This is a genomic window from Halomonas sp. TD01 (assembly GCF_923868895.1).
Taxonomy (GTDB): domain Bacteria; phylum Pseudomonadota; class Gammaproteobacteria; order Pseudomonadales; family Halomonadaceae; genus Vreelandella.
In genome coordinates, this window is record NZ_OV350343.1 from 1,248,968 (window position 1) to 1,263,893 (window position 14,926).

At 53.3% G+C, this 14,926-nt stretch carries 15 protein-coding genes and 1 pseudogene; 10 read left to right on the plus strand and 6 right to left on the minus strand.

Annotated elements, in window-relative coordinates; all coding sequences use genetic code 11:
* Positions 1-58 precede the first annotated feature (58 nt).
* Complete coding sequence (gene rep, locus L1X57_RS05915; protein WP_009723301.1) at positions 59-2,128, minus strand: DNA helicase Rep; 2,070 nt, start codon at positions 2,126-2,128, stop codon at positions 59-61.
* A 96-nt stretch (positions 2,129-2,224) separates the two neighbouring features.
* Here rep and L1X57_RS05920 point away from each other — a divergent pair, with 96 nt between their 5' ends.
* Positions 2,225-2,698 (plus strand): tRNA (cytidine(34)-2'-O)-methyltransferase, encoded by a 474-nt coding sequence (locus L1X57_RS05920; protein ID WP_009723300.1) that lies wholly within the window; start codon positions 2,225-2,227, stop codon positions 2,696-2,698.
* 12 nt (positions 2,699-2,710) lie between these two features.
* Here the strand turns inward: L1X57_RS05920 and pyrE are convergent, their stop codons facing one another.
* Positions 2,711-3,376 carry an orotate phosphoribosyltransferase gene (gene pyrE, locus L1X57_RS05925; protein WP_009723299.1) on the minus strand — a complete coding sequence of 222 codons (666 nt, stop codon included), beginning with the start codon at positions 3,374-3,376 and terminating at the stop codon, positions 2,711-2,713.
* 137 nt (positions 3,377-3,513) lie between these two features.
* Here pyrE and L1X57_RS05930 point away from each other — a divergent pair, with 137 nt between their 5' ends.
* On the plus strand, positions 3,514-4,281 hold the full coding sequence (locus L1X57_RS05930; protein WP_009723298.1) for an exodeoxyribonuclease III: 768 nt from the start codon (positions 3,514-3,516) through the stop codon (positions 4,279-4,281).
* 99 nt (positions 4,282-4,380) lie between these two features.
* Here the strand turns inward: L1X57_RS05930 and rph are convergent, their stop codons facing one another.
* Positions 4,381-5,118 (minus strand): ribonuclease PH, encoded by a 738-nt coding sequence (rph, locus tag L1X57_RS05935; protein ID WP_009723297.1) that lies wholly within the window; start codon positions 5,116-5,118, stop codon positions 4,381-4,383.
* Positions 5,119-5,261: 143 nt separating this feature from the next.
* Here rph and L1X57_RS05940 point away from each other — a divergent pair, with 143 nt between their 5' ends.
* Positions 5,262-6,140, plus strand: coding sequence for a YicC/YloC family endoribonuclease (locus tag L1X57_RS05940; protein ID WP_009723296.1), 879 nt, complete (start codon positions 5,262-5,264; stop codon positions 6,138-6,140).
* A 169-nt stretch (positions 6,141-6,309) separates the two neighbouring features.
* Here L1X57_RS05940 and L1X57_RS05945 read toward each other — a convergent pair whose 3' ends face one another.
* On the minus strand, positions 6,310-6,627 hold the full coding sequence (locus L1X57_RS05945; RefSeq protein ID WP_326491351.1) for a DUF1016 N-terminal domain-containing protein: 318 nt from the start codon (positions 6,625-6,627) through the stop codon (positions 6,310-6,312).
* On the opposite strand from L1X57_RS05945, the pseudogene L1X57_RS18850 reads away from it, so the two are divergent.
* From L1X57_RS18850 to aqpZ, 3 genes and pseudogenes are all read left to right on the plus strand, one after another.
* Positions 6,627-6,884: pseudogene (locus L1X57_RS18850) on the plus strand (alcohol dehydrogenase); the annotation flags it as partial. The gene L1X57_RS05945 and the pseudogene L1X57_RS18850 sit on opposite strands and share 1 nt — an antisense overlap.
* A gap of 277 nt (positions 6,885-7,161) precedes the next feature.
* Positions 7,162-7,608: a histidine phosphatase family protein gene (locus tag L1X57_RS05955; protein WP_009723293.1), complete on the plus strand. Its 447-nt coding sequence runs from the start codon at positions 7,162-7,164 to the stop codon at positions 7,606-7,608.
* A 456-nt stretch (positions 7,609-8,064) separates the two neighbouring features.
* Positions 8,065-8,814, plus strand: a complete 750-nt coding sequence (gene aqpZ / locus L1X57_RS05960; protein ID WP_009723292.1) for an aquaporin Z — start codon at positions 8,065-8,067, stop codon at positions 8,812-8,814.
* On the opposite strand, the gene L1X57_RS05965 is transcribed toward aqpZ, so the two are convergent.
* On the minus strand, positions 8,811-9,422 hold the full coding sequence (locus L1X57_RS05965; protein ID WP_009723291.1) for a DNA-3-methyladenine glycosylase family protein: 612 nt from the start codon (positions 9,420-9,422) through the stop codon (positions 8,811-8,813). The genes aqpZ and L1X57_RS05965 overlap by 4 nt on opposite strands.
* Before the next feature lie 199 nt (positions 9,423-9,621).
* On the opposite strand from L1X57_RS05965, the gene L1X57_RS05970 reads away from it, so the two are divergent.
* A complete protein-coding gene (locus L1X57_RS05970) occupies positions 9,622-10,821 on the plus strand; it encodes an MFS transporter (RefSeq protein WP_009723290.1) in 1,200 nt (399 codons plus the stop codon).
* 7 nt (positions 10,822-10,828) lie between these two features.
* Here L1X57_RS05970 and L1X57_RS05975 read toward each other — a convergent pair whose 3' ends face one another.
* Positions 10,829-11,524 carry an extensin-like domain-containing protein gene (locus L1X57_RS05975; RefSeq protein ID WP_009723289.1) on the minus strand — a complete coding sequence of 232 codons (696 nt, stop codon included), beginning with the start codon at positions 11,522-11,524 and terminating at the stop codon, positions 10,829-10,831.
* Positions 11,525-11,698: 174 nt separating this feature from the next.
* Between L1X57_RS05975 and gmk the strand changes: the two genes are divergently transcribed.
* The 3 genes from gmk (at position 11,699) to L1X57_RS05990 (ending at position 14,856) form a co-directional block, all read left to right on the plus strand.
* Complete coding sequence (gene gmk, locus L1X57_RS05980; RefSeq protein ID WP_009723288.1) at positions 11,699-12,331, plus strand: guanylate kinase; 633 nt, start codon at positions 11,699-11,701, stop codon at positions 12,329-12,331.
* Between the two features lie 89 nt (positions 12,332-12,420).
* A complete protein-coding gene (rpoZ, locus tag L1X57_RS05985) occupies positions 12,421-12,681 on the plus strand; it encodes a DNA-directed RNA polymerase subunit omega (RefSeq protein WP_009723287.1) in 261 nt (86 codons plus the stop codon).
* Positions 12,682-12,723: 42 nt separating this feature from the next.
* A complete protein-coding gene (locus L1X57_RS05990) occupies positions 12,724-14,856 on the plus strand; it encodes a RelA/SpoT family protein (protein WP_009723286.1) in 2,133 nt (710 codons plus the stop codon).
* The last annotated feature ends 70 nt before the right edge of the window (positions 14,857-14,926 follow it).

Consider the following 14,926-nt stretch of genomic DNA (forward strand, 5'->3'; position numbering starts at 1 on the left):
TGGGTTTTGAAACTCCCTGTGGATATTTTTTTGTGTTTTATTTTATTCTTACTTGTCGTTAACCCAACAAAGAACGCAGCCCGGCAATCGCGTCTTGCCCGCGTGCCTGCTTTTTCTCGGGGTCTTCTTTATCGGCACGGCCCTCCCACTCCAAATCATCAGCGGGCAGTTCGTCTAAAAAACGGCTGGGCTGGCAGTCCATCAGTTCACCATACGCTTTACGCTGGCGGGCTAGCGTCAGCGTTAGCGTGCGCCTTGCCCGTGTAATGCCAACGTAAGCCAAGCGGCGCTCCTCTTCCACAGTGCCCATCTCAATGGCGTTGCGGTGGGGCAACAAATCTTCTTCTAAACCCATCAAATACACATGGGGAAACTCCAGCCCTTTCGAGGCGTGCATGGTAAGTAGCTGCACACGGTCGGAGTCGTCTTCTTCAGCCTGCTGCTCAAGAATATCCCGCAGCACAAGGCGGGAAATAGCAGCCTCTACGCCATCGGTTTCCGTCGCAGTGGAATCATCAGCATCTTCCGGGTCACGGTTGAGCGACTTTTCTAGCTGATCAATCAAAATCCATACGTTGGCCATGCGCCGCTCAGCGACGGTTGGGGCGCTGGCGTTTTGGTATAACCACGCCTCGTAATCCATATCGCGCAGCATGTCGCGAATGGCTGCGATGGCATCGTCTTGATCCATGCGTTTGCGCACGCCATCAATAAAGTGCGTAAAGCGTGAAAGCCGCTCCACGGCCCGAGTCGGCAGCGTTTGCTCTAACCCCAGCTCGTGGCAGGCAGCAAACAGCGAAATAGAGCGTTCAGTTGCATAGTTGGCCAGCTTTTCCAGCGTGCCGGGGCCTATTTCACGGCGGGGCACGTTCACAATGCGTAAAAAGGCATTGTCATCGGCGGGATTAATTAACAACCGCAGATAGGCCATGGTGTCCTTGATCTCGTTGCGAGAGAAAAACGACGTACCGCCGGAAAGCTTGTAGGGAATTTGGTAGTGCTGCAGCTTGAGCTCTAATAAACGTGCCTGAAAATTACCCCGATAGAGCACCGCAAAATCTCGCCATTCTGCTTTCTCTTTGATGCGCCGGGTTAGCATTTCGCTGGCTACCCGCTCTGACTCCGCCTCTTCATGGCGGTTGACGATGACTCGGATAGGCGCGCCGTCGCCCATATCTGACCATAGCGTTTTATCGTAAACGTGGGGGTTGTTGGCAATTAACGTGTTGGCCGCGCGCAAAATGGTGCCGGTCGAGCGGTAGTTCTGCTCCAGCTTGATAACGTTCAGGCGTGGGAAGTCTTCGCCAAGGGTCACCAAGTTTTCAGGCCTTGCCCCGCGCCACGCGTAGATCGACTGATCGTCGTCGCCAACCACGGTAAAGGTAGCCCGCTCCGCCATCAGCAGTTTCACCAACAGGTACTGGGAAACATTAGTGTCCTGATACTCATCCACTAGCATGTAGTGGATTTTGTTCCGCCAGCGGGCCAGTGCCTCTGGGTCACGTTGTAGCAGAACCACCGGCAGTAGAATCAGGTCGTCAAAATCCACCGCGTTATAGGCTTTTAAGTGGCGCACGTAAGCTTCATAAACCCGTGCGGCAAAGTGCTCGTCATCATCCGCGGCAAAAGAAAGCGCGTCACTGGGTAGCACTAAGTCGTTCTTCCACGTGGATATTTTGCTCTGCACTGCGTTGATCTGCTCGGCGTCTACCTGAGCGTCTTTGTTCATCAAATCGCGCAGCAGTGCTTTGGCATCTTCTGGGTCAAACAATGAAAAGCCCGGCTTGTAGCCCAGGGTTTTTAGCTCGCCGCGAATAATATTTAGGCCTAAATTGTGAAACGTCGACACCGTTAGCCCGTGGCCCTCTTTACCCTTCAGCATTTGCCCAACGCGCTCTTTCATCTCTCTGGCGGCTTTATTGGTAAAGGTAACCGCCGCTATTTTGCGCGCGCTCATGCCGCACTCTTGCACCAGATAGGCGATTTTAGTGGTAATAACACTGGTTTTACCTGAACCCGCACCCGCCAGGACCAAGCAGGGGCCGTCAATATAGCGCACCGCTTCTTGCTGGCGCGGGTTTAGCCCTTTAATGCGGCTAAGAATGCTCTTTGGCGGTTGGGGCGTCATGGTGAAGGGTGACCTCTACAAGTGTTTCTTGGCAAATTCCATTACAATCAGCGGCGCTGGGCGAACGCACAATGAGTTAATAATAGGCAGGTGGTAATGTTTGAAGTAGCGCTATTTGAACCGCGTATGGCACCCAACACGGGTAACATTATGCGCCTGGTGGCTAACAATGGCTGCCGATTACATTTAATTGAACCGCTGGGCTTTGATCTCGAAGAGAAAAAGCTGCGCCGCGCCGGGTTAGATTACCGCGACCTAGCCAATGTTACCCGCCATGCTGATTTTACGGCGTTTCAAGCGGCGATGCAGGAGCGCACGATATGGGCGATTACCACCAAAGGCACCCGCGCTCACAGCGACGCGGCTTTCGTGCCGGGCGATGTACTGCTGTTCGGTTCGGAAACCGCAGGGCTGTCGCCCCAGGTCCATGCTGCGCTACCCGCAGAACAGAAGCTGCGCATCCCCATGCAGCCCAATAACCGCAGCTTGAACCTTTCCAACGCCGTTGCCATCGTCAGCTATGAGGCGTGGCGCCAGCAAGATTATGCTGGCGCATTAGGCAGTGAGTGATAGATGGAGCGACTAGCCGGTGATGCCGTAGCGGTCGCGATAAGCGCGTACGGCCTCAGCGTAAGCAAGCATTTCGCCGCCAGCATGCTCTTCAAGGTAAGTAAGCACTTGCTCTAAGGTGACAATACTGACAACCGGCATGCCGTACTGAGCCTGAACTTCCTGGATAGCACTTTGTTCGCCCTGGCCGCGCTCTTGGCGATCTAGCGCAATAATCACGCCACCCGCGCGGGCACCGCTTTGCTCAATTAGGCTCATCACTTCACGGATAGCAGTCCCGGCAGTAATCACGTCATCAATGATCAAAATATCGCCGGTCAGTGGTGCGCCAACAATATTGCCACCTTCGCCATGGGTTTTGGCCTCTTTACGGTTAAACGCGTAGGGCATATCGCGGTCATGGTGGTCAGCTAAGGCCGCAGCGGTGACCGCCGCCAAGGGAATGCCTTTATAGGCTGGGCCAAACAACACATCTGCCTGCAGGCCACTATCGACAATCGCTTGGGCATAAAACCGGCCCAGCTTGGCCAAGGCACGACCGGTTTGAAACAGGCCTGCATTGAAAAAGTAAGGGCTTACTCGCCCCGACTTAAGCGTGAACTCGCCAAACTTGAGCACGCCCTGCTCAATAGCGAAGGCAATGAAATCGCGCTGATAGGGTTGTAGAGTGGTGGCCACGGCGGTCTTCTCTTGTCGATAGGAATGTAAGTAAACGCAACAATAAAACGGGGTTAAATAGCAAGATTTGGTTTGTCTATTTACCCAAACGTCTAAACGTCGGGTATCATACAGCAGCGACGCAAAAGGGACGATTTATGAAAATTGCCAGCATCAATGTCAATGGTATACGTGATGCCGTCGATCGTGGCTTCCTGGACTGGCTGGCTCAGCAGGATGCCGACGTGATCTGCGTGCAGAACATCAAGGCAAAAAGTTTTGAACTGGACGACCATATTCTCTATCCGGAAGGCTACGAAGGCTATTTCCTGGATGCAGAAGAAGATGGTTTCTCCGGTGTGGCACTCTATTGCCGCAAAATTCCCAAGGCGATTATGTACGGCCTTGGGTTCCCTCAGTGTGATCACGAAGGGCGCTTTCTGCAGGCGGATTATGACCGCTTCAGCATCGCCACCTTCTTGATGCCTGATGGAAGTGATCAAAAAGCCAAACAGGCGTTTATGGAGCAGTACCAAGAGTACCTAACGAAGATGTCGCGCAAACGTCGCGAATACATCATCTGTGGTACCTGGCACGTTGCCCATAAAACCATCGATTTGGCCAACTGGTCGGATAATCAGCTTACCTCTGGTTTTCGCCCGGAAGAGCGTGCCTGGATGGATCAGGTGCTTGGCCCAACCGGCTTTATCGACACTTTCCGCGAAATTAATCGCGATGCTGGCGAATATACCTGGTGGCCAAAGCTCGACCAAGACGTGCCCCGTGAGCGCCAAGAAGGCTGGCGGATCGACTACCAGCTGGTCGGGCCCAACTTCCGTCGCCATGTGGTCGACGCGTGGATTGATTACGATGCGACCTTCTCTGAGTTCGCACCGCTGATCGTTGAGTATGACTTAGCGCTGTAAGCGCTCACTTTCCCGCGTCGCATTACCCGTCTCAGCAACAGGCCAGCTTAAAAGCTGGCCTGTTTGCGTAAGTGCGTTGAGTACTTGCTAAATAATGGCTTAGCCGCGAATACCCAGTGCTTCGCGCTGTTTTTCGCGCAGCTCGGAGCCCGCTTTCTCAGCGAGATCAAGCATCGCATTCAGCTCGGTACGGTTAAACGCGCCTGCTTCCGCGGTGCCCTGCACTTCAATCAGCTCGCCACTTTCAGTCATCACTACGTTCAGATCGGTGTCAGCTTTGCTATCTTCCGGATAATCCAAGTCCAGTACCGGCACGCCTTTATAAATACCCACCGAAATTGCGCTAACCAGCTGTTTAAAGGGATCACCTTTGATCTTCTTCTCACGCTGCAGATAACGAATGGCATCTACCAGCGCCACACAGCCGCCAGTAATCGACGCGGTACGGGTGCCGCCGTCGGCCTGGATCACATCGCAATCCACGGTAATGGTGAATTCGCCCAACTTCTTCAAGTTAATCGCTGCGCGCAGGCTACGGCCTATCAAACGCTGAATTTCCAGCGTCCGGCCACCTTGTTTGCCACGCGTCGCTTCACGGCCACTGCGGGTGTGAGTGGCACGGGGCAACATGCCGTACTCAGCGGTAATCCAACCCTGATTTTTGCCACGCAGCCAGCGTGGTACGCCCGCTTCTACGCTCGCATTACACAGCACCTTGGTATCGCCAAACTCCACCAGTACCGAACCTTCTGCATGGCGGGTGTAATCGCGGGTTATGCGAATTTCACGGAGCTGGTCGGCTTCACGACCGCTAGGGCGAACAACATCAGGACGCATAGCACCTCACATCAATTTAACAGTGGGAAAGCCCTCTATTGTACACGTCAACGCCACCGCTGATGGGCCTATTCAAGGCAGACGTATCTACCAGCACAAGATCGGTTAGACTGACCTAAATGCGCGATGAACAGGAAACTTTAATGGCCAACCTACGCCACGTACACAGCATGACCGCCTTTGCCCGCACCGAGCAGGCCGCCCCGTTTGGCACCCTGCAGGTAGAAATCCGCTCGGTGAATCAGCGTTATCTGGAACCGCACTTTCGCCTGCCCGACGCTCTACGCGAGCTAGAACCGGTGCTGCGCGACGCCTTACGCACACGCCTAGCGCGGGGGAAAGTAGAGTGCAGTCTGCGTTTTGAAGCCGCTGAAGCCAACCAAGCCCCTGCAGTTAACGCCCAGCGCTTAAAAGAAATAGCCGATGCCCTGGCCGCCATTCAGCAACAGGTGCCCAGTGCCGTGCCGCCCACCACGCTGGCGTTGCTTAACCAACCCGGCGTTATGGAAACCCAGCACCTCGATCAAGACGTCATTAAAGCCGCCGCCAAAAACCTGTTTGACCAAGCGCTAGACGAGTTGATCGACGCCCGCGCCCGAGAAGGCGAAAAACTCGCTGAGATGATCACCACTCGCCTATCGGCTGTGAGTGAACAAGTCGCCACCGTGCGCAGCTTGCTGCCGCAAATTTTAGAGCGCCAGCGCGCCCAACTGCTAGAGCGCCTGGAAGTCGCCAAAACCGAACTCGACCCTCAACGTTTGGAAGCCGAGCTGGTACTGGTGGCACAGAAAGCCGACGTAGACGAAGAACTGGACCGCCTAACAGCGCATGTGCAAGAAGTCAGCCGCCAGCTGGCCCAAAAAGGCCCCAAAGGCCGCCGCCTGGATTTCCTAATGCAGGAACTCAACCGCGAAGCTAACACGCTATCGTCAAAATCGGTTGTGGCTGAGACAACCCGCTGCGCAGTGGAGTTAAAGGTGCTAATTGAGCAGATGCGGGAACAGATTCAGAATATTGAGTGAAAATTATGAGCCAAGCGACACCCTGGAGCGCAATCGAGGTAGAGGCGACTGTCCTCACCTACCGACAGATGCTGGTGGCGGAGCTAAGCGGGCGCTCGTAGTAGGGAGTGCTAATTTCGAGCTCCAGTGCCCTAGCGTTCCAGCTTTGGGTGATCGCTTCGTGCAAATACTAATCGCGAGCTTGGGCGTTTTCCACTCGCAGCAGGGTTCGATAGTGAGTCCAGCTCAATTCGGTACGCACTGCGTTCCGTTTTGGAAAGCTTTGATAAAACTGGCGCATATTGCGTAGGTTGCGGACATCAAAGCCTTTGCCCAGCTGCTCGGTAAGCTGTTGTGAGAGCTGCTGTAGCGGTTGCTTACCATACTCAGCACGATTATTGTCCTGCTGTTCGTGCTCGACAATTAAACGACCTATTTCCCAGTAGCTTTGTACCATGGCCGTATTCACGGCTTGGCGCACTTGACCGCGTGCTTGTTCTATCCGCAGTTCAGGTTGGGCTGATGTTGGCTGAGAACAGCACGCCTGCCATTCCCATGAGTAAAGTTATTGCCCACGAACTTGAAATTCTGGGCAGTCATGGCATGCAGGCCCACCGTTATGACGCCATGCTGGCGATGATACAGTCTGGCAAGCTGGCACCTGAAAAGCTTATCGGCAAGCGGATCACTCTGGAGCAGTCGATTGATGCGCTGATGAGCATGGATAAGTTCGAAGGGGCGGGCGTAACGGTGGTACCGAGTTTTGAGATAACGGGCTTCAGCATCACTGCCCGTTCTAAATTGAAAGGCTTAGGTAAGACTGACGCTAATAGCATCGAGGGCGTTGAATTAGCATCTACTCACGATGTGTGGTGTGCGGTAGGCTCACTAATTGCTTCCAACCTGATTGGACACCCTCATGCTCACCTTGCGCACTGTCACTTTCACGCTTCTGGTCGTTATTCTCGGCATACTGCCCATCAACGCTTACGCAAACGAATCAACTTGGCAGGCGCTGCAGGAAGGCGGCTTGGTGATTCTGATGCGTCACGCACTGGCTCCAGGCATTGGTGATCCGGCTGGGTTTGAGCTTTCTCAGTGCGATACACAGCGTAACCTTTCAGCCCAGGGGCGCGCTCAGGCTGAGGCGATTGGTCGTTCATTTCGTGAGCGGGATGTGCCTATTGCCTCGGTGTATTCGTCTCGCTGGTGCCGGGCGCTGGAAACTGCTGAGCTAATGGCGTTGAGCCGCGTGGAGCCAACCCCATGGTTAGATTCGTTTTTTCGTCAGCGCAGTGAGCGAGGTGCACGCACGCAAACGGCGCGTGAGCACATAGCTGCTTGGCATGGCCCAGGTAATTTGCTGCTGGTGACCCATCAGGTCAATATTACGGCGCTCACAGGCGGTGGAGTGAGCTCAGGCGAAATGATCGTCGTGCGCCCAACGGGCGATTCGTTTCAGATGGTGGGCCGGTTGAACGATGAGTAGGCGATGACCGCTAATCGCTAGCGGGCGTTTTAAGTAGCATTAGTGCTTCCTTAATGGTTTTTATTAGTCAATTAAAAATCAAAGTGTTAAAGAAACACTTTTTAGCAGTTTAATTAATTCATGATTTTTAGCGTTAATTATTAATGCGATAATTGTTTCTTATTGTTTAATTTAAAGCCTTGGGTGATATTTAGTTGCCCGGTTTTAAAGGCTGGTATATAAAAGCTTGTCTTTGTTGTAGGCGATTAGTTGAATGAGTTTTTACACTGAGTCGCTATGACAGAATTTAACAATGTGGTTAGTTTTTAAGAACTAGTTTCTTACTTTTGATTAATTAAACAAGAGTCGTGCACTGAGTGCGCGCATTACTGCGTACACATGAATAAGTGCCTTGTCGGTGCTTAATTAGCTGGCGCGGTGTTCCCAATGGTGCTTGGACATTAGAGGAGTAGGGATATGAAAAAGTACGCAGCGGAGTTAATCGGTACGTTTTGGTTAGTGTTGGGTGGTTGTGGCAGCGCGGTGCTAGCGGCGGCTTTCCCAGACGTAGGTATTGGCCTATTAGGGGTATCGCTGGCCTTTGGTTTAACGGTTGTCACGATGGCGTATGCGATTGGGCATATTTCGGGCTGCCATTTAAACCCTGCGGTATCGATAGGGCTTTGGGTGGGCGGGCGCTTCCCTGCAAAAGAGTTGCCTTACTATATTGGCGCGCAAGTGCTGGGTGCTATTGTTGCCGGCGGTGTGCTGTATCTTATTGCGAGTGGTCAGGCGGGTTTTGATGTGTCGGCTGGATTTGCATCCAATGGGTATGGAGAGCATTCACCCGGCGGTTACAGCATGATGGCAGCACTACTCATTGAAGTCGTGATGACCATGATGTTTATCTTCATCATTATGGGGGCAACCGATGGTCGTGCACCGGCAGGCTTTGCGCCTTTGGCGATTGGCTTGGGCTTAACGCTTATTCACCTGATCAGCATTCCGGTGACCAATACCTCGGTGAATCCAGCGCGCAGTACGGGCGTTGCGCTGTATGTGGGTGATTGGGCGACGGCTCAGCTGTGGTTGTTCTGGGTAGCGCCAATGATCGGTGCGGCGTTAGGGGCATTAGCGTATCGCTTTATTGCTCAGCCTGAGGCACTCATAGCCCCGCCATCGCCTTCTGATCACGATGATGATCTGACGGGTAAGATCGTTCCTTAAAGCGGTTCTCCACGATAGTAGTGCCATAAAAATAGCGACCCCACGCTACGCCAGGGCCCCCAGTGTTCGACTAACTGGCGAGCCTGTTTAGGCGTGGGTTTGCCTTCCCGTTTTTTTAGACGGCCAAGCGCTACACGTAAAGCAAGGTCGTCGGCGGGAAATATATCCATGCGCTGGAGCGAAAACATCAGGTAAATTTCGGCGCTCCAGCGTCCAAAGCCACGCAGTTGAGTGATGGCGGCAATCGCCTCGTCATCGCTCAGCAATGCCAGCCCATCGGCGCTGAACGTGCCTGCAAGCTCTGCCTCCGCCAGCCCTTTGGCATACGCCACTTTGCGCCAGGAAAGCCCTGCATCTCTCAGCGCTTGGTCTTCAACGTCCATCACCGCCTTTGCGCTCAATTCGGGCAGCAGTGCCTTCACACGGCTCATAATGGCGCGAGCTGCTTCCGTCGAAATCTGCTGGCTAACAATCGTGCTAAAAAACGTTGCGAAGCCTTGGTCGCGTTGGCGCGGCTCGGGTGCGCCAACGAGTGGATAGGCACGGGCGATATCTGGGTCGACCTTAGCGAGTGCGGCCATGGCGCGTTCGATAGTCTCAAGTGTCATGAATATTCCACCTGCTTATAAATTTAAAAACACACTAACAAAATAGGCCATTAGCGTTGTAACCCCTTTGGAATTATCTTATTCGCCCGCTAACTTTTTTGGCGTCGCATATTTCTACTTTTGTCTAATCCTGCGATCATTTGCCGCTATAAAAGACCGTTTTGTTGATCAGGCGTTGAATGCGCTTGGGGAGAAAAGTATGCAGGCGTCGTCATCGGGATTGGCACGTAACCCGCGGTTGGCAGAAGTCGTGTTGGCGTTAGGTGGGTTTGGTATTGGCACCAGCGAATTCGTCATTATGGGGTTAATGAACCGTGTCGCGGAGGATCTTGCCGTGACGGTGCCCCAGGTGGGCTACGCCATCAGCAGCTATGCCCTTGGCGTGGTGGTCGGTGCGCCACTGATTTCTGCCTTTGCCGCGCGGGCGCCAAAGCGGGCGTTGCTCATTGTACTGATGCTGGTGTTTGCCGTCGGCAATATCGCCAGTGCCATGGCGCCGGGGTTTTGGTCATTTGTAGGGCTGCGCTTTATCGCCGGATTACCGCATGGTGCTTACTTTGGTGTAGCCGCCCTGGTGGCCGCGGGCGCAGTGCCCGTTGATCAGCGAGCACGGGCTATTTCACGGGTAATGATGGGCTTAACGTTGGCGATTCTGATTGGCGCGCCGTTAGGCACGTGGACAGGCAATCTGTTTGGCTGGCAAATCGCCTTTGCAGCGGTGGGCATTATTGCGCTGTTGACCGCGCTATTGATTCGTCTGTGGGTACCTGTGCAGCCGTTCGATGCTTTAGCAAGCCCGCTGCGTGAACTGTCGGCATTGATAAAGCAGCGTGTGCTGGTGACGGTGGCCATTGCCTGTATTGGCTGTGGCGGTATGTTTGCTATTTTTAGTTATGTGATGCCCACGCTTACTCAGCAGGCGGGTATGAGTGAAGCGCTGGGGCCACTTGTGCTGGTGATTTTTGGCCTTGGTTCTATTGCTGGGAATTTAATTGGCGGCCGTGCAGCGGACAAGAACCTGATGCGCGCGATTCCCGCTACCTTGGTGTGGTGCGCGGTGATTCAGGGGTTGTTCTATTTTGCCGCTAACAACGTTTGGACGGGGCTGTTATTTGTAGGATTAGTAGGCACTAGCATGGCGTTAGCACCTGCGTTGCAAACCCGTTTAATGGATGTAGCAGAAGATGCTCAAACGATGGCGGCTTCGCTTAACCATGCCGCTTTTAATGGGGCGAATGCATTAGGTGCGTGGTTAGCGGGATTGGTGATTAGCGCAGGCTTCAGTTGGTCAAGCACGGGGTTAGTCGGTACCGGTTTAGCGCTTTGCGGGCTAGTGATTTTTGCTTGGGGGCGCTGGCTTGAGAAACGCACTTTCGCTACGGCTGAACGTTATCAATGAGTGTTTACTAACGACATAACCGAAAGCCGCGCATGCCTAGGTGAAAGTGATCAGCATGTGCGGCGTTATAGTCTGGCCCCAACACGTTACCAAAAGTGTCGCAGGCGCCATCTCTCGCTGCTCTTAAAAATTCCCCTGTTTCGCCTTCGTCATCCCAGTGATTGATTAGCGTAATGCGCTGACCATTTTCAAACTGAAACCCCACCACATCCAATGCTTCAGCGGTAGCATGTTCGCTGCGCCTGCCTGTTTCTCGGCCATAGACGTTACGGCAGGCAAAGCTGCCAACGTGGTTGATCTGGGCCACTCGGCTGCCCATGATTTCCTGGGCGGCGGGTTGCAGGGCATGGCGTTCGTACATTACCCAGGCCAGCGCCATCGGGCAGGTAGCGACAAAGCTTTGATTAAAACGAACGCTACTGGACTGCATACGCACGATATTAGTCAGTGGACAGCTTTCGGTTGGGGAATAATCGGCTAATGGTGTGTATCGAAGATCGCTTTCTGGCACGGTGTCCAGTGCGGCTAAACAGGCTCCCCGATCATCGTTTAGACGTTTGAGCTTTAGCTGAGTGATGGGCGTTATTGGGTCATCGATATAGAGCGGCGCCCAAGGTGCCCAGTGGCGGGGAATCTCAATCAGCCCTTTTTGGAACGCTACTCCCAGGGTAATTAAACATAAAATAAAGATCGTACTGCGCATAATGACCTCCCTGTGACTGCGCTGAAACGCTACAGTCCATGGCACAGGTGTGCGATACTGCGCGCTACTTTATACACAGTACAACGCATAGCCGTTGTCTTGTTTATCTTCGCCAACGATCTTTCGCTGACTATCATTTCGCTATCTATCTTTTGCTAATTAGGGAAGCGCTTCATGTCCCAGGGTACGCTTTTTATTATTTCTGCCCCGTCGGGTGCTGGTAAAACCAGCTTGGTCCGCGAGCTGATCGAGAGCTTGGATGGTATTCAGGTATCGGTATCTCATACCACGCGAGCTAAGCGCGAGGGAGAAGTGGATGGCGTGAACTACCACTTTACTCACGTAGCCGACTTTGAAGCGATGATTGGGCGCGGTGAATTCTTTGAGTATGCCAAGGTCTTTGATAATTACTACGGTACGTCTCGCTGTGCGGCGCAAACCGTGCTGGACGCGGGGCAAGATGTTATTTTAGAGATCGACTGGCAAGGCGCCCAGCAGGTACGTGAACAAATGCCTTCGGCAGTATCGATTTTTATCTTGCCGCCCTCGCGTAGCGAGCTGGAGCGTCGTCTTTCTAGCCGCGGTACCGATGAACACGCAGTGATTGCTCGGCGCATGCGTGATGCCGTTAGCGAAATGTCCCATTTTGATGAATACGACTACTTAGTGATCAACGATGATTTCACCACAGCGCTGCAAGAGTTACAGTCGCTAGTGATCAGTCGCCGCTTAACACGTGAGGCGATGCAGGTGCGTCATGCGCCACTGCTCGATGCGCTCTTGTCACAGGCGCCTAGCGTCGAGTAATCTAGCAGGTTCCATTACCACTTTTTTTGCTGGGCCAGCGGCGTTTAACCACAACGCTGGCCCAGCGTTGTCATTACAGGAAGGCCCCCATGGCTCGCGTAACCGTTGAAGATTGTCTGGAAAATGTTGAGAACCGCTTCAAGCTGGTAATGATTTCTACCCAGCGCGCGCGCCAGCTTGCCCGTGGCTCTCGTGAAGCGCAACTGCCCTGGGAGAACGATAAACCTACCGTTATGGCGCTGCGTGAAATTGCCGCCGGCCTTGTAAACCACACCGTGCTAGATGAGCCGGTTGAAGCCCCGGTTCGTGCACGTCCAGCGATGGCACCTACCACACATATCGACGACTAGTGTTTGAAAGACTGGGCTAAGAAGCGACTAGGGGCGCGGTAAATGTTCACCATTGATGACCTGGCCGATCGACTTGGCGGCTATTTACCTCCAGACGAAATACAGCAGGTCAAACGCGCCTTCTATTATGCCGAGCAAGCCCACGACGGCCAACGCCGTCGGTCTGGTGAACCCTATGTGACCCACCCTTTAGCGGTTGCTAATATATTGGCTAATATGCACATGGACCATCAAAGTTTGATGGCTGCCATGCTGCATGATGTCATCGAAGATACCGGTGTCTCGAAAAAGGCGCTGTCCGTTCAATTTGGTAAGCCTGTCGCCGAATTGGTGGATGGTGTTTCCAAGCTGACCCAGATCACCTTTGAAGACAAAGCCGTCGCCCAAGCGGAAAATTTCCAGAAGATGGTGTTAGCGATGTCGCGGGATATCCGCGTCATTATCGTAAAATTGGCTGACCGTCTGCATAACATGCGCACGCTGGGAGCACTGCGGCCGGATAAGAAGCGCCGTATTGCCCGAGAAACGCTGGAAATCTATGCCCGTATCGCGGGGCGTTTAGGTATCAATACGATTCGCGTTGAGCTTGAAGACCTCTCTTTCCAGGCGATTCACCCCATGCGTGCAGAACGCATCAAGCGCGCGGTGGCCAGCGCGCGGGGGAACCGCCGTAGCGCAATGCGGGAAATTCAGTCATCGCTACAGCAGAGTCTGGACGATGAAGGACTTAAAGGCACCGTGATCGGCAGGCAGAAACATCTACTGTCGATTTATAAGAAAATGCGCGACCAGCGTAAGCCGTTCGCAGAAATTATGGATGTCTTCGGATTTCGCATCATTACTGAAGATGTCGCTAGCTGCTATCGCATCTTAGGCGTGGTGCATAATCTCTATAAGCCCGTACCAGGGCGATTTAAAGATTATATCGCTATCCCAAAAGCCAACGGCTACCAAAGTCTTCACACCACGCTGTTTGGTCAGGGCGGGATGCCAATTGAAGTGCAGATCCGCACCCGTGAGATGGAGGCGATGGCTAATAACGGCATCGCGGCCCACTGGCTCTATAAAGCCGGGCAAACAACCCATCCTATTGCTGAAGGCAGCCATGCCCGTGCCCGTGCTTGGGTAAAAGGGCTGCTAGAAATGCAGCGCCATGCGGGTGACTCGCTGGAGTTTATTGAGCACGTCAAAAACGACTTGTTCCCAGACGATATCTACGTATTTACCCCCAAAGGCGACATAATGGAGCTGCCCCAGGGCGCGACGGTGATCGACTTTGCTTATAGCGTACACACCGATATTGGCAATAACTGCATTGCTTGCCGTATTGATCGCCATTTAGCACCGCTCTCAACGCGTCTTGAAAGTGGCCAAACGCTGGAAATCATTACTGCCCCAGGGGCACGGCCTAACTTGGCATGGCTCAACTTCGTCACGACGGCAAAAGCGCGTTCCGCGATACGCCATGCATTGAAGCACCAGCAGCAGGCAGAAGCGATTATCTTAGGGCGACGGCTGTTGAATAAAGCACTGGCGCCGTTTGAAACCAGCCTTGAAGAACTGGATGAAGGTGTTTTTGCGAAAGCATTTAAAGAGCTGGACGTCGTTTCTCTAGATGCTTTGTTAGAGTCGCTTGGCTTGGGCAATCGTATGGCCCATGTAGTGGCGCGTCGCTTGGTTGATGTCTCCAATGGCGGCAATGCTGACTACGTTCTCAGTGCGGATAGTGAAAAAGCTGTCGTTATCAGCGGTAGCGAAGGTATGGTGATTAATTTTGCTCGCTGCTGCCATCCGTTGCCGGGCGACCCCGTTGTTGGCCACTTGTCAGTTGGCAAAGGGTTGGTGGTACATCGCAGTGAATGCAAAAACCTAGGTGATCGTAAAAACGACCCAGAGAAGCTGTTTGCACTTGAGTGGTCGGACAGCATAGATGAAGACTTCCCGGTTGCTCTGCGCATTGAAATTGAGAGCCGTCGTGGGCTGGTGGCTGAGCTGGCTGGCGTAGTAACCGATGCTGACGCCAATATCGAGCGTATCGGCATTGAAGAGCGTGATGCACGGCTTTCAATCGTTAATTTAACCTTATCCGTAAAAGGCCGGGTGCATCTTGCGCGCATTATTAAGCGTATTCGCAACCTTTCTAATGTCGGCAAAATAACCAGAATGACCAATTAATTACCCGTTAGTGTGCTGCTAGCTGTGGGCTGGCAGCGACCGCTATGGCGGGCCATAAGAATTAATATCT

What these genes read in the sequence shown, in the direction of transcription:
- rep (WP_009723301.1), bottom strand. Translation starts at nt 2,128, where the DNA reads ATGACGCCCCAACCGCCAAAGAGCATTCTTAGCCGCATTAAAGGGCTA.
- L1X57_RS05920 (WP_009723300.1), top strand. Translation starts at nt 2,225, where the DNA reads ATGTTTGAAGTAGCGCTATTTGAACCGCGTATGGCACCCAACACGGGT.
- L1X57_RS05930 (WP_009723298.1), top strand. Translation starts at nt 3,514, where the DNA reads ATGAAAATTGCCAGCATCAATGTCAATGGTATACGTGATGCCGTCGAT.
- rph (WP_009723297.1), bottom strand. Translation starts at nt 5,118, where the DNA reads ATGCGTCCTGATGTTGTTCGCCCTAGCGGTCGTGAAGCCGACCAGCTC.
- L1X57_RS05940 (WP_009723296.1), top strand. Translation starts at nt 5,262, where the DNA reads ATGGCCAACCTACGCCACGTACACAGCATGACCGCCTTTGCCCGCACC.
- L1X57_RS05955 (WP_009723293.1), top strand. Translation starts at nt 7,162, where the DNA reads ATGCGTCACGCACTGGCTCCAGGCATTGGTGATCCGGCTGGGTTTGAG.
- aqpZ (WP_009723292.1), top strand. Translation starts at nt 8,065, where the DNA reads ATGAAAAAGTACGCAGCGGAGTTAATCGGTACGTTTTGGTTAGTGTTG.
- L1X57_RS05965 (WP_009723291.1), bottom strand. Translation starts at nt 9,422, where the DNA reads ATGACACTTGAGACTATCGAACGCGCCATGGCCGCACTCGCTAAGGTC.
- L1X57_RS05970 (WP_009723290.1), top strand. Translation starts at nt 9,622, where the DNA reads ATGCAGGCGTCGTCATCGGGATTGGCACGTAACCCGCGGTTGGCAGAA.
- L1X57_RS05975 (WP_009723289.1), bottom strand. Translation starts at nt 11,524, where the DNA reads ATGCGCAGTACGATCTTTATTTTATGTTTAATTACCCTGGGAGTAGCG.
- gmk (WP_009723288.1), top strand. Translation starts at nt 11,699, where the DNA reads ATGTCCCAGGGTACGCTTTTTATTATTTCTGCCCCGTCGGGTGCTGGT.
- rpoZ (WP_009723287.1), top strand. Translation starts at nt 12,421, where the DNA reads ATGGCTCGCGTAACCGTTGAAGATTGTCTGGAAAATGTTGAGAACCGC.
- L1X57_RS05990 (WP_009723286.1), top strand. Translation starts at nt 12,724, where the DNA reads ATGTTCACCATTGATGACCTGGCCGATCGACTTGGCGGCTATTTACCT.